Genomic DNA, 13,606 nt, shown 5'->3' with positions numbered 1-13,606 from the left:
CTGCCGCGGTTTTTTTGTGGTGTCATTTACCTGTTTGACTTTCGCTGTTGGTGAAAATATAATTAGGATACCTAATTAATTGATATACTATTTAATAGTGATCCTATGTTAATTGAGAATTCATTGAGAATGTAAAAAGGAGGAAACCTATATGACAGGTCTGGATCCAGTGGCCCAGAAGCTGCTGTATTCCATCATGCAGTTTAATAAAGGCAAATGGAGACAGCATAAGCCCCACGGGCGCAACCATAATGAAATTATGGTATTGGCCTGTTTGCTCCACGGTTCACATCCGGGAGAGCGTCTGGATTGGAGAGATAATCCCCCCGATTTTCATAGCGAATTGAATGAAGATCATCCAGGACTGAAAGTATCGGAGATCAGTGCATTGCTGCGAGTAAAATCACCGACGATTACCCCAGTCATCCGTGGACTTGAGGATGAGGGGCTGGTCAAGCGAACCATGGACCCTGATGATCGCCGTGCCGTGCGTATTACGATTACGGAAGCAGGCCGTGATATTATTCGGGCTGCTCATGACGAGCGCATGCAGATATTCAACAGATTGGTTGAACATCTGGGAGAGGAAGACAGTACCCAGTTAGCCGAGCTGCTGACGAAAGTATATAGCTTTTTTGACTCGCTCGCTTCCCAGCAAAAGGAGCATTCAACCGAAGGAGATGATACGCCATGATGAAACTGTTTCGCATGCTCAAGCCTTATCAAATCCCCATTATCTTCATTTTGGGTCTGGTACTGCTGCAATCACTCGCCGAGCTGTACCTGCCAACCTTGATGGCCGATATCGTCAATGATGGTATCGTCAAGGGTGATGTTCCGTACATCTGGCAAATTGGCGGTTGGATGCTGGTTATTGCCATTGGGGGCACAGCGTGTTCCGTATTGGCCAGTTACCTGTCCTCCCGTACAGCAGGCGGATTCGCCAAGCAGCTGCGCAGCCGGGTTTTCCGCCACGTGGAGAATTTCTCGCTGCAGGAATTTGATAAGCTGGGCACCGCATCACTAATCACCCGTACGACGAATGACATTACACAGGTTCAGAACGTATTAACGATGATGCTGCGCATGATGATCATGGCTCCGATGATGTGTATCGGTGGTATTTTCATGGCGGTATCCCAGGACGCCAAGTTGTCCACGATCTTCCTGGTCGTGCTGCCTGTGCTGGCGGGTGCCATTGCATTGATTGGGGCCAAGGGTCTGCCGCTATTCAAACAAATCCAAAAAAAGCTGGACCGACTGAACTTGGTTCTGCGTGAGCAATTGACAGGTATTCGTGTTGTTCGTTCTTTCAACCGCGGAGAACATGAACGCGTTCGTTTTAACGGAGCAAATACGGATCTGAGAGATGCTTCGATCAAAGTTAACGTTCTGATGGCGACATTGATGCCTGTTATGATGCTTGTCATGAACTTCTCCATGATCGCCATTCTATACTTCGGAGGACAGCGCATAGACAGTGGAAACATGGACATTGGTTCCCTGATTGCGTTTATCCAGTATGCGATGCAGATTATGTTCTCGCTGATTATGGTTTCCATTATTTTTGTCATGATTCCAAGAGCTTCTGCATCCGCAGAACGGATCAACGAAGTGCTGGATATGCAGCCTGACCTTAGTGATCCAGAGCAGCCTCGTGGCATGAAATCCCTGCAGGGCACCATTGAATTCGACAATGTTACCTTCCGTTATCCGGGAGCAGAGAATGCGGCACTGTCGGGTATTTCGTTTACAGCCCGTCCCGGGGAAACCACAGCCATTATTGGTGGTACGGGATCAGGAAAATCCACGCTGCTCAGCCTTATTCCCCGTTTCTATGATGTCACGGAAGGCAGTGTGCGGGTTAACGGTACGGATGTACGAGAGATTAGTCAGGAAGACTTACGTGCGAAAATTGGCTTTGTGCCACAAAAGGCAGTCCTCTTCACGGGAACGATTGCGGAGAATATCCGACACGGGAAAGAAGATGCCACGATGGAGGAAATCGTTCATGCTGCCCGGACTGCTCAGGCCGAGAACTTCATCTCCGAGATGAAGGACGGGTATGACAGCCTTATTGCTCAAGGTGGTAACAACGTTTCTGGTGGACAGAAACAGCGTTTGTCCATTGCACGCGCACTTGTTCGCCGCCCGGAAGTGTATATTTTCGACGACAGCTTCTCCGCTCTGGATTTCAAAACAGATGCCAAACTTCGTGCAGCGCTGAAATCCGAAACGACTGAAGCGGCGGTGCTGATTGTTGCACAGCGAGTAAGTACAGTAATGGATGCAGATCGCATTCTGGTTATGGATGAAGGACGCATTGTTGGTTCCGGTACCCATAAGGAACTGCTCGCGAATAATGAAGTGTACCGCGAGATTGTATCATCCCAGCTGACAGAGGAGGAGATCGCATGAGTGAACGTACCGAACATAAAAGCAGAGCACCACGTTCCGGCGGGCCAGGTCACCCTGGTGGCGGTATGGGCATGCGTCCTCCGGGTGAGAAGCCGAAGGACTTTAAAGGTACGCTGCGGCGGCTGATCAAGTATCTCCAGCCACACCGTTATCGTCTGCTCGGTGTATTGGTAGCTGCAATCCTCAGTACCGTGTTCAGCATTATCAGTCCGAAGGTTATGGCTGAAGGAACCGATATACTGAGCCAAGGCGCCATTGCCATTCTGCAGGGCATACAGGGCGCAGGTATTGATTTTCCTGCATTAATGAAAGTGTTGTACCTGCTTTTGGGATTGTACCTGTTCAGTGCAGCATTTATGTATATTCAGCAATACCTGATGGCTGGTGTTGCTCAGCGAGTGGTCTATGACATGCGTGAGCAGATCAGCGCCAAAGTGGGCCGGCTGCCACTGAAATACTTTGACTCCCGTACCCACGGGGAGACGCTCAGCCGGGCGACCAATGATGTAGACAACATCAGTAATACGCTTCAGCAGAGTTTGGCCCAGTTTATTACTTCTGTTGTAACCATTGTCGGCGTAATTATCATGATGCTGACGATTAGTCCATGGATGACACTGATCACCATTTTGACGCTGCCACTCAGTGTAATCGTTGTGATGCTGGTGGCATCCCGTTCACAAAAGCATTTTGCGGGACAACAGAAATCACTGGGTGAGCTGAACGGACATGTCGAGGAGATGTACACCGGACACAAGGTCGTAAAAGCATTTGGACGCGAAGAACAATCGGTACAGCAATTCGAGAAGGTCAATGAAGAGCTGTATGAATCGGGCTGGAAGGCTCAATTTATCTCAGGGATCATCATGCCGCTTATGAGCTTTGTCGGTAACCTGGGTTATGTTCTGATCTGCGTGGTCGGCGGGATCTTTGTTACACGCGGCGCCATCTCGATCGGGGATATTCTGGCGTTCACGCAGTACTCTCGTCAGTTCACACAACCGATTAACCAGATTGCAAATATCTCCAATATCATTCAGTCCACCATTGCTTCGGCGGAGCGGGTGTTCGAACTGCTGGATGAAGAGGAAGAGGTACCAGAGTCCAACAAGCCAGTACAATTACAGCAGCCCCAAGGAGCGGTTGCGTTCCAAGGCGTTAATTTTGGATATAAACCGGATGAACTGCTTATCAAAAATATGAATATTGATGTAAAACCGGGTCAGACCGTAGCCATTGTAGGGCCAACGGGAGCCGGTAAGACGACACTGATCAACCTGTTGATGCGTTTCTACGAAATTCAGGATGGAAAAATCACGATCGACGGTGTCGATATTCGGGACATGGAACGCGGCAAACTGCGCAGCCTGTTCGGGATGGTACTTCAGGATACATGGCTGTTTAACGGAACCATTCGGGACAACATCGCGTATGGACGTGAGGGTGCAACTGAAGCAGAAGTGGTTAAAGCAGCTGATGCGGCCCATGCCGACCACTTTATCCGTACGCTGCCGGATGGCTATGATACCGTGCTGAACGAAGAAGCATCGAATATCTCTCAGGGGCAGAAACAGCTGTTGACGATTGCAAGAGCCATCTTGGCGAATCCGTCCATTCTTATTCTGGATGAAGCAACGAGCAGCGTGGATACCCGGACTGAGGTATTTATTCAGAAAGCAATGAATGATCTGATGAAGGATCGTACCAGCTTCGTCATTGCTCACCGCTTGTCTACCATTCGTGGGGCGGATCTCATCCTTGTCATGGATCACGGTAATGTGATTGAACAGGGCAATCATGAGGAATTGATGGCACAGCAAGGATTCTATGCGGATCTGTACAACAGCCAGTTTGCTGAGCAGCAGCCCCAGGCGATCTAATTGAAACGATGCATATAATGATATGAAAATAAGCCGGACTCCCTTGTTGGGAGCCCGGCTTATTTGTTGTGCAGCATCCGTTGTACAGTATTCTTTTTGCCGCAAATATGAAAATAAATTACTTGTCTTTGGATTCCACCACAGCTGTACGATCTGCGTCATCCCGGGAATCGACCGTCTCTTCGGGCTGTGCGTCCGTGTTCGCTTCTTGAAGAGCTGACGGGGCGGGTTCGCCCGGAATTTGCTCACGCTGTTCAAGCATGCGTTTCACGACCTCATAACAGTCATCAACATGTTTGTTACCCACATAACGCATGGCTGTGAAGCTGAGAGCCGCGGCTAGACCTTGGCCAGCAAGTGGAACGAACTTGGCCACGGATTTGGTGGCTACACGTACTCCGACCCGTTTCAATACCTGAACGACAAGTTCCTTCGTTACCATGCGTCCGATGACTTTGCTTCCGATGGACATGACGAATCCGTAAATCATGGATTTGGTTTCAGGGTCCATGCCGTCGAGCTGTTTTTGCGACAGTCCGAATTTATTGTTAATGGCAGGCAATAGCTGCATAAGCATCCCCACATCAGCCAGTACGTCTGTACCAGGTAAAGGGACAAGTGTAGTACCAGCAGAAGCGGTGGCTCTCTTGCGGACCATCGTGCGGCATTCCTTGCGGACTTGCTCCAATTGTTCCAACGTTGCCGGAATCATAGGAAATCCCTCCATTCGTATATGGTATAGATATAACCGATTTAGCTCCTTTTGAATGGCGTTTCCCCCGTGGGGGTGATTATGGAGCGTGAAGTAACCTTTTCCCTCTGCCATGCGTTTAGTAAAAAAAGGAAAATACTCATTGCCATGTACAATTTCTAGTTATTACGAATGAGAGGGGATTAGGATGCATGCAAGGTTTTATTTACACCTGTTATTATGTTGTGTATGTTGGCTGTTCATTACAAGCTGTTCAGAACAGGAGGGGAAGGACCAGATGGAATCCAGATCGAATCAGGAATTATCCGCTGATGAAGGGAATGCACTTCTGAAGCAGATCGAGCCGAAACAGATTGAGGCGATGAACAGATTGGGGATGCAGCTGATCAGAGAGCTTAGAACGCAGGAGGCATCGAGAGGGAAGAATCTGCTGATCTCTCCTTATAGTATCTCAATGGGGATGGGCATGGCATACCTTGGCAGTGAGGGAGAAACAAGGCGGGAAATAGCCGAAGCGATGGGTTGGTCAGGACAGGATGATGAGCAATTAAACATTACGCAAGCAGCACTGCATCAATTATTAACGCATCCTGGCTCTGAAATAGAGATTGAGATTGCCAATGCTGCGTGGATTAGAAACGGAGTCACAGTAGAAGAGGAGTATAAAGCTAACCTGCAGCAAACATTTGAAGCCGAAATCGGGTCGTTACATATACAACCGGAACAGGCCAAAGATGAAATTAATCGTTGGGTGGAGAAGCATACTCGTGGCATGATCCCTCAATTGATGCAGGAATCACCTACAGCGGAAACGCTCATGATACTGGTGAATGCCATAGCATTTGACGGTAACTGGACAAATGAATTTCAACCTGAGCATACAAAAGATGGCGATTTCCGGCTTGCAAACGGCAGCACGGTGTCTGTACCGATGATGCATCAGTCCAAGCAATTCCATTACACGGAAAATGAGGAATGGCAGGCCATTCGGCTTCCCTATGGGAATGAACAAACGTATATGCTGATTGTATTGCCACGGGACGGTCATACGTTGGAAGAAATCCAGCAGCAGCTGGAGGATCATCCCCAAAAGCTGAATGAACAATCTGACTTCAGATTGGTAGACTTGTCTCTGCCCCGTTTTCGAGCCGAGTATGGAGTTCATTTAAAAGAAGCCATGCAGCAGCTTGGGATAGAGAAGGCCTTTGACCCGTATACTGCTGATTTTACAAAAATGATTCCGCGTGGACCGGACTGGCAGGCCTATATTGGCCAAATTATCCACCGAGCTGTGATGGAAGTGAGTGAGCAAGGAACCGTAGCGGCTGCTTCTACACTTTTGGATATGAGAGCAGGGAGTGCTCCACCTACGAATCGTGTCCAGATGGAGGTTAATCGTCCATTTATGGTTGCTGTGGTGGATGATTCAACTGGAGCATGGGTTTTCGCTGGAGCCATCCAGCAGCCTGAACAGGTCGCTTCCCACTGACATCTTAGTAAGTAAAAGTATTGGCTCTTTCGTTACTGCTTCAACCTTGACGGCTAAAGGGTAAACAAGCATTAGAATGGAGGAAGAGAGCGATGGCATTTAACAAAGCACTGTTAATTCATCACAATCATGCCGGAAAAGCGAATCGTGCGGATGCTGTAGGTACTGCAGCCGGAGTACTTGCGCCTGCTGTTCGTGAGCTTGTTGTTGTACGCACCGAGGAACCCGGAGAGGGGGAAGCCTTATGCCGGGATCGTGGGGAAGAATTCGATGTCGTTTTTATTTTGGGTGGGGACGGTACGGTGCATGAATGCGTGAATGGACTGGCCCGTCTGCAGAACCCTCCGCTGATTGGGATTTTGCCTGGAGGGACCTGTAATGATTTTGCACGTTCTCTCGGATTGTCACCGGATGTGGAGGTTGCCGCACGTCAGCTGCTTGAGGGTCATGCTGTTTCGATTGATATTGGGCAGGCCAATGACCGGGTATTTACGAACTTTTTTGGCATTGGATTAATTAGTGATACATCGCAGAATATTAACTCCAACCTGAAGGGTACGCTGGGCAAGCTGAGCTACTTCATCAGCACATTGCAGACCATTAGTAACACCGAGCCTTTTCATTACCGGATGGAGGCAGACGGCAAAACAATGGAAGGGGAAGCCGTCATGATCTATGCGGCGAACGGACGGTTTCTTGGAACGAATTCACTTCCATTTGCCCCAGATGCGCTGCAGGATGGCGAACTGGATATCCTCATTATTCATGAGACGGGCATTCCGCTGCTGCGAGAGATCCTGTCGCACAAACCGGAGGGAGAGTGGCAGCCTCAGAATGAAAGTATCAGTTACTTCAAGGCGTCAACCCTGCTGCTGGAGACGGATGCTCCCATGCCCGTTGATACGGATGGCGAATTGTACATGAAGACACCCGCCGAGCTGTCGGTGCTGGCGGGTCATCTGACTTTTTTGACCGGAGATGTGTACTAGGCACTTCTCCGGTTTTTTTTATATCAATTACCCTTGCCGCGCAGGGCCTGTCATCTGACCTGCGACATGCCGTTCACGGAATTCATGCTCCAATATACTCATGAGAATGGCATCATGATATTGGTGGTTGTAGTAAAGTGCGTCTCTGCGGATGCCTTCGCGCTGGAAGCCCAGCCTCTCATAGGTACGAACAGCTCGCTCATTGAAGGCATATACCTCAAGCTCGATTCGGTGCAGGTTGCAAATGCCAAAGCCGTAATCAAGCATCAACAGCAATGCCTCGCTGCCGTAGCCCTTGCCCTGGTGCTCCGAACGATCAATGCCTATTCGCAGGTGTGCACTGCGGTTCTTGGCATGCATGTCCATGAGAACAACCTCGCCGATGAGCTGATCATTTTCCTGTAAGGCGATGAGCAGCATGAGCCGGGAGTCGTCCTGACCAGCGTTCTCGACAAAGCGTTCCACTTGTGTACGGGTAAAGCTGTTCTGTGTTCCTGTAAGTTTTCGCATCTCAGGGTCAAACAAACCTGGAAAGTAGTCATCGACATCCGTCGTCTCAAACGGACGAAGATAGATGCGTTCTGTCTCCAGCAGACGGGGAACACGTGGGGATGATGTTGGTTGGGACATTCGTGATACCTCCTAAAAAGTCAAACATCTGGGGCATGACAAGTGGTCTGTCACTATCAATGCTACTGTACTAATCGTCAGTGGATTCTGACATGAGTATATCTCGTTAAATTATACTTCACTTTCGCTGAACGGCCCCATCCAGAAATAAGGAAACCAGCTCATGAGCCAAGTCTTCAATGCTTCCATGCATGCTGCGCACATCCTCCCGGTTCCCGAGCATGAGCAGGGAGGTGAATGCTTGGGCGAGCAGCATAGGGTTCGTAGTGCGCAAATAACCGCTGTCCATCTCCCGCTTGAAATGTGTGGCGAGAACATCAAAGATCTGAGTCTCGGCTTCACGGATCTGCGCAAGCTGGTCGGCACTCAGATAGGACTCGGCTTCACGCATCATGGTTTCCGTGTCCACATGGGACTGCTGCATTTTGGCTGCAGCAACACTCTCCAGCCGCTGCTGCAAGGAGCCGGGCTTCTCCAAACGAAGTGCCGTCTGCTGCCTGCCCATGGCCATCATCCGCGTTATGGCGACAGTGAAGAGCTCCGGTTTGCTGGAAAAGTGATAATAGATGGACGCCTTGGTCACATGGCATAGTGAGGCAATCTGCTGAAGAGAGACGGGTTCATAACCATATTCCATAAATAACTGCGAAGCAGTCATTAGTATTTTGGACTGGACTGAGGTCTGATCGGTACCGGCTTTGGGTCTTCCTGGTGACCGGGAAGGTGTAGTCTTTTTAGTCATACGGCATACCTCTTTACATAAAAATTATCTTGGCATAAAGTGTTCAAAAAAATAGTATTGCAAAATTAACCTTACGGTATATATAATTAATTCGATTATACTATGACCCGTGGTTCATTTCTACAATTCATATACAAGACGGTTTCATAGAAACAGAACAGGAGATGAAGAAACGATGCAAGAAGGATCGGGCTACGGCCGCTGGGTTGCGGGCAAACGAACCAAATGGATTACACTGTTAGTATGGATTATTATTGCGGTTGTACTCGGTGTGGTATGGCCAGCCGTAGGCGAGCGCGAAACGAATAACGCACAAGACTTGAGTGATTCCAAACCGTCCGTACAGGCAGCAGCGATTGCCCAGCGGGAGTTTCCAGGTGGGGAAGGTCTCCCTGCCTTAATTGTATGGCATCAAGCTGGCGGGTTGACGGATCAGCAGATCGAACAGATTCAGGCGCTAACCGAGCGGCTGGATCAGGATCCGGTAGAGCAGCAGCAAGCGGTTGTGCCGTTGTACCAATTGCCGCCGCAGGCCATTCAAGGCCAGCTGTCGGAAGATGGAAGTACGCTGGTTATGCCGCTTTTCTTCAATGAAGGCGCAGACTCTGAACAATTGAAGGAAGGCATTGAGGCGGTTGAGCAGAAAACGGAGGACATTTTTGGTTCCAATCCGTTTGATGTCGCTATAGATGATGCCAATGCATTAAGTGCACGGGTCACTGGACCGGTTGGTATATCCATCGATGCGAGTGGGCTTTTCTCATCGGCCGACGTATCCCTGTTGATCGCAACAGTGATTCTTGTTTTGGTACTGCTGCTGTTGATCTATCGTTCTCCGGTACTGGCGATCATCCCCATTATTGCGGTTGGTTTCGCGTACATGGTCACAAGTCCTATTCTTGGATTCATGGCAGATCAGGGCTGGATTACGGTTGATGCACAGTCCATCTCCATCATGACCGTATTATTGTTCGGAGCAGGTACGGACTACTGCCTGTTCATGATCTCCAGATTCCGCCAGATTCTCTATCATGAGCCGGACAAAAAGAAGGCGTTGTTCCAGGCCATCACCGGATCATCCGGTGCGATCGCCATGAGTGGATTCACAGTCGTTGCAGCCCTGCTCGTGCTGCTGCTCGCTGAGTACGGTGCATATCACCGTTTTGCTGTTCCATTCAGTTTGTCCATTTTCATCATGTTTATTGCCAGCTTGACGCTGGTTCCGGCACTGCTTGCCATCTTCGGGCGGGGATCATTCTACCCGTTCGTACCGCGTACGCACGAAATGGAAGTGGAGCGTGCCAAGAAAAAAGGCAAACCGGCTCCTGCTCCGCGCAAAATCAAGGAAAGCTGGATTGGTCGCACAGTTATCACCAAACCATGGACTGTACTGGCCATTACGCTGGTACTGCTCGGTGGACTGGCTGCCTTCTCCAGCCAGATCAAATTTACGTATGACCTGCTGTCTTCCTTCCCGGAAGACGTACCTTCACGTGAAGGATTTACGGTCATTGGGGAACAGTTTTCCGAAGGCGAATTGGCTCCAGCCAAGGTCATTATAGATTCAGAGGGCAAGGAAACCGATCTGAAGCAGCGTCTCGAAGCATTGGATTATGTAAGCAAGGTGGGTGAAGCTCAGCAGGGTGCTGAGAATGCCAACATCACCGCCTATGATGTTGAGTTTAACTTGAATCCGTACTCCATGGAGGCCATGCAGCATATTCCGGATTTGCGGGCGACGGCTGAGCAGGCATTAACTGACGCAGGAATTACCAGTGTGGACAGTCACGTCTGGATTGATGGCCAAACTGCAGAGCAGTACGACATCGAAGTGACCGGAGAGCGGGATGCGAGTATCATTATCCCTGTTGTCATCGGCATGATTACATTGCTGCTTTTGTTATACTTGCGCTCAGTAGTAGCGACGGCATATTTGATCGCCACAGTGGTGCTCTCCTATTTCTCGGCCCTTGGTCTCGGATGGCTTATCATCCATTATGGCTTGGGTGCAGATGCCATTCAGGGTGCGATTCCGCTGTATTCATTCGTATTCCTGGTAGCACTCGGTGAGGACTATAACATCTTCATGATCTCAAGTATCTGGCAGAAACGCAAAACGATGCCTTTACGCCAAGCGATCAAGGAAGGTGTAGGCGAGACAGGTTCTGTTATTACTTCTGCAGGTCTGATTCTCGCAGGAACGTTTGCTGTACTTGCAACACTGCCTATTCAGGTATTGGTGCAGTTCGGAATTATTACGGCAGCGGGTGTGCTGCTCGATACATTCCTTGTCCGTCCATTCATGGTACCGGCCATTACAACCTTGTTGGGCAAATGGGCATTCTGGCCAGGCAAATACAAGCCTGTTGCCGAGGAAGCAAAAGAGAAGCAAACGTCCTCCATGTAATTTGAAGTCCGAATTCAGACAGGATGGATCCATGCACCCTCGATGAGCAGCGCATGGACTTAGAAGATGCGGGCAGTGCGAACAACAGCGCTGTCCGCATTTTTATGCCAACTCTGAGGGGATGGTTTACGTATAACAGGGTTTTGGGACATAATAGAGGGAACGTTGGTCCAGAGGCTGACGGATGAAAGTACATCAATGGGACAACCAGGGGAAGGATGAAAGTAAGTAATGACGAACCAACTTAATGTGTATTTTAACCATGACGGCGGCGTGGATGACCTCGTATCGCTGTTCATGCTTCTGCAGATGGATAATGTAAAAGTTACAGGTGTATCGGTCATTCCGGCAGACGGATATTTGGAGCCAGCGACCGATGCCAGCCGTAAAATTATTGATCGCTTCGGTACGTATTCCGTCGAAGTATCGAAATCTAACTCCAGAGGTAAAAATCCGTTTCCTGCAGCGTGGAGATTGCACTCCTTTTATGTAGATGCACTGCCTATACTGAACGAATCTGGCAAAATGGAAGCGCCTTTGTCAGCTATTCCGGCTCACCAGCACCTGATTGAGAAGGTTCGTAACACAGAAGGCAAAACACTTCTTCTGTTCACGGGCCCACTGACAGACCTCGCACGTGCACTTGACGAAGCACCAGACATTGAAGAGAAAATCGACAAGCTGGTCTGGATGGGCGGTACGTTTGAAAAAGGAAACGTGGAAGAGCCTGAGCATGACGGCACAGCGGAATGGAACGTATTCTGGGATCCGGAAGCGGCTTACCGTGTATGGGAAAGCGGCATCCAGATCGACCTGGTTGCACTGGAGAGCACGAACAAAGTACCTCTTACACCTGCTGTGCGTAATCGCTGGGCAGCCGAGCGCCGCTTCGAAGGTGTGGACTTTCTCGGAAACTGTTACGCAGGATGCCCTCCACTGGTGTACAGTGAAACAAACTCCACATATTATCTGTGGGACGTACTGACAACAGCTTCCGTGGGTCGCGAAGATATCGTGAAAAAGAAAACCGTGAATTGCATCGTAATTCCAGATGGTCCTAGCCAAGGCCGTACGGTAGAGCAAGCCGACGGACGTCCAGTGCAGTTGGTGTACGATACGGATCCGGATGCATTCTTTACTTATATGACTGATCTGGGTAAAAAGGCTGCTCCGCAGCGCTACTAATCCAGACAACCACAGAGTTTTCTTCTACTACTACTAGAAAATTATAAAAAAGCCGCAGGCAGAGCACCAGGGATTTCTCCCGGGTGCTGCCGTGCGGCTTTTTGTTATTTTGAGTCACACAAACATAGCTGCGTATCATTGCGTTCTCCGTGAATCCAGGATTCAACGGATCATGGAGCATCAACGATTATTACATCGTTCCGCCACCTTGGCGAATGGAAGGAGGAATTTTCTCTGGTCCCTGGTTAATGTACCGGTTAATAAATGTTCCAACTTTGGCGTCGTCGAAGGTGTCCAGCTTCATCGTTTTGGTCCAGGCCGTCACGACGACTTCACTGCCCTCTGGAATATCCTTGTTTGGTACAGCCAGTATGCCAGCCCCGGCCTCACGGAACTTGGTCAGATATTTCAGGTGCTCCTTCAGGTCGTCGCTGGCATCCTCACGATAGTAGATGATGATATCGCCATGCTCCAGATTGTGAACAAGATAAGGATATCCCGGGAAATCGGTGTAAAAGCCAAACTTGATGTCATGTGGGTTATGAGGCCCTGAAGTTGGAATGGTCATGTCGTAATCAATAGGGTCTTCCGTATGTTCTGCACCATAGTAAGGATCATCCGTTACCTCAATGTTGGCGTTAGCGTTAAGATCAGCCACGTCATATTTGTCGAATGCGCCTTGCGTGAAGAACAGAATAAGGATGATGACGGAGACGCCGAGCAATGCGTGTGCAGCCAGCCGGATGGACCGGCTTTTCTTTTTGATGGTGGCTCGTTCATCCTTCTTCATATGACTTAGTACTTTGCCCTGTGTACGTGAAGCTAGAATATAAGCTGCGATGGAGAGCAGCAGCAGGACTGCCCCTACAATGAGCCACAGATAGGATGTTCCTGCCTCGTGGTTCATTTGCATATGATTCATATCGTGATTCATCGATTGTCCTCTTCTTTCTTTTCTAAAATGGAAATAGCCTTTAATAACACTACATCATGTAGTGTTTAACTGCTCCGAGAACTCTTCTTCAAGGAAACAGTGAAGTTCCCGGTACGTAAATTCAAACATAAGGTTTGCACTACACATTATAGTGTATTGAAGATGCCAGTGCAATCCTGGATCGGAAAACGAAAAAAGACTCTTCTGAACAAACCAGAGG

General features: G+C 49.2%; 11 protein-coding genes. 7 read left to right on the top strand and 4 right to left on the bottom strand.

The genetic code is table 11. The annotated features are described in order from the left end of the window. The first annotated feature begins 151 nt into the window (after window positions 1-151). Genes AC3RCI_RS27655 through AC3RCI_RS27645 form a run of 3 tightly spaced genes read left to right on the top strand, consistent with a single transcriptional unit; the run spans window position 152 to window position 4,298 of the window. Window positions 152-694 (top strand): MarR family winged helix-turn-helix transcriptional regulator, encoded by a 543-nt coding sequence (locus AC3RCI_RS27655; RefSeq protein ID WP_127537375.1) that lies wholly within the window; start codon window positions 152-154, stop codon window positions 692-694. After that, window positions 691-2,418 carry an ABC transporter ATP-binding protein gene (locus AC3RCI_RS27650; RefSeq protein WP_221805845.1) on the top strand — a complete coding sequence of 576 codons (1,728 nt, stop codon included), beginning with the start codon at window positions 691-693 and terminating at the stop codon, window positions 2,416-2,418. The genes AC3RCI_RS27655 and AC3RCI_RS27650 overlap by 4 nt, the downstream gene beginning before the upstream one ends. After that, complete coding sequence (locus AC3RCI_RS27645) at window positions 2,415-4,298, top strand: ABC transporter ATP-binding protein (RefSeq protein WP_492527088.1); 1,884 nt, start codon at window positions 2,415-2,417, stop codon at window positions 4,296-4,298. The genes AC3RCI_RS27650 and AC3RCI_RS27645 overlap by 4 nt, the downstream gene beginning before the upstream one ends. A gap of 118 nt (window positions 4,299-4,416) precedes the next feature. On the opposite strand, the gene AC3RCI_RS27640 is transcribed toward AC3RCI_RS27645, so the two are convergent. Next, entirely contained in the window at window positions 4,417-5,010 is a 594-nt protein-coding gene (locus AC3RCI_RS27640; RefSeq protein ID WP_336782298.1) for a hypothetical protein, read from the bottom strand. Between the two features lie 277 nt (window positions 5,011-5,287). Here AC3RCI_RS27640 and AC3RCI_RS27635 point away from each other — a divergent pair, with 277 nt between their 5' ends. After that, window positions 5,288-6,499: a serpin family protein gene (locus AC3RCI_RS27635; protein WP_492527087.1), complete on the top strand. Its 1,212-nt coding sequence runs from the start codon at window positions 5,288-5,290 to the stop codon at window positions 6,497-6,499. A 92-nt stretch (window positions 6,500-6,591) separates the two neighbouring features. After that, a complete protein-coding gene (locus AC3RCI_RS27630; RefSeq protein WP_492471271.1) occupies window positions 6,592-7,488 on the top strand; it encodes a diacylglycerol/lipid kinase family protein in 897 nt (298 codons plus the stop codon). 27 nt (window positions 7,489-7,515) lie between these two features. Here AC3RCI_RS27630 and AC3RCI_RS27625 read toward each other — a convergent pair whose 3' ends face one another. Both AC3RCI_RS27625 and AC3RCI_RS27620 read right to left on the bottom strand, forming a co-directional pair. Then, entirely contained in the window at window positions 7,516-8,118 is a 603-nt protein-coding gene (locus tag AC3RCI_RS27625) for a GNAT family N-acetyltransferase (protein WP_492471272.1), read from the bottom strand. A 118-nt stretch (window positions 8,119-8,236) separates the two neighbouring features. Then, complete coding sequence (locus tag AC3RCI_RS27620) at window positions 8,237-8,860, bottom strand: TetR/AcrR family transcriptional regulator (RefSeq protein ID WP_492471273.1); 624 nt, start codon at window positions 8,858-8,860, stop codon at window positions 8,237-8,239. Window positions 8,861-9,035: 175 nt separating this feature from the next. Between AC3RCI_RS27620 and AC3RCI_RS27615 the strand changes: the two genes are divergently transcribed. Further along, window positions 9,036-11,267, top strand: a complete 2,232-nt coding sequence (locus AC3RCI_RS27615) for an MMPL family transporter (RefSeq protein ID WP_492471274.1) — start codon at window positions 9,036-9,038, stop codon at window positions 11,265-11,267. A gap of 231 nt (window positions 11,268-11,498) precedes the next feature. Beyond that, window positions 11,499-12,452, top strand: a complete 954-nt coding sequence (locus tag AC3RCI_RS27610; protein WP_492527086.1) for a nucleoside hydrolase — start codon at window positions 11,499-11,501, stop codon at window positions 12,450-12,452. Window positions 12,453-12,642: 190 nt separating this feature from the next. Here the strand turns inward: AC3RCI_RS27610 and AC3RCI_RS27605 are convergent, their stop codons facing one another. Then, complete coding sequence (locus AC3RCI_RS27605; RefSeq protein ID WP_492527085.1) at window positions 12,643-13,386, bottom strand: thioredoxin-like domain-containing protein; 744 nt, start codon at window positions 13,384-13,386, stop codon at window positions 12,643-12,645. Window positions 13,387-13,606 lie beyond the last annotated feature (220 nt).

Source organism: Paenibacillus sp. MT124 (assembly GCF_058792755.1).
This window is presented reverse-complemented; position numbering and strand designations above follow the sequence as displayed.

Bases quoted from the DNA above. Each gene is read 5' to 3' on its own strand.
- AC3RCI_RS27630 (WP_492471271.1), top strand. From the start codon at position 6,592: ATGGCATTTAACAAAGCACTGTTAATTCATCACAATCATGCCGGAAAA.
- AC3RCI_RS27615 (WP_492471274.1), top strand. From the start codon at position 9,036: ATGCAAGAAGGATCGGGCTACGGCCGCTGGGTTGCGGGCAAACGAACC.
- AC3RCI_RS27635 (WP_492527087.1), top strand. From the start codon at position 5,288: ATGGAATCCAGATCGAATCAGGAATTATCCGCTGATGAAGGGAATGCA.
- AC3RCI_RS27620 (WP_492471273.1), bottom strand. From the start codon at position 8,860: ATGACTAAAAAGACTACACCTTCCCGGTCACCAGGAAGACCCAAAGCC.
- AC3RCI_RS27605 (WP_492527085.1), bottom strand. From the start codon at position 13,386: ATGAATCACGATATGAATCATATGCAAATGAACCACGAGGCAGGAACA.
- AC3RCI_RS27655 (WP_127537375.1), top strand. From the start codon at position 152: ATGACAGGTCTGGATCCAGTGGCCCAGAAGCTGCTGTATTCCATCATG.
- AC3RCI_RS27610 (WP_492527086.1), top strand. From the start codon at position 11,499: ATGACGAACCAACTTAATGTGTATTTTAACCATGACGGCGGCGTGGAT.
- AC3RCI_RS27625 (WP_492471272.1), bottom strand. From the start codon at position 8,118: ATGTCCCAACCAACATCATCCCCACGTGTTCCCCGTCTGCTGGAGACA.
- AC3RCI_RS27645 (WP_492527088.1), top strand. From the start codon at position 2,415: ATGAGTGAACGTACCGAACATAAAAGCAGAGCACCACGTTCCGGCGGG.
- AC3RCI_RS27650 (WP_221805845.1), top strand. From the start codon at position 691: ATGATGAAACTGTTTCGCATGCTCAAGCCTTATCAAATCCCCATTATC.
- AC3RCI_RS27640 (WP_336782298.1), bottom strand. From the start codon at position 5,010: ATGATTCCGGCAACGTTGGAACAATTGGAGCAAGTCCGCAAGGAATGC.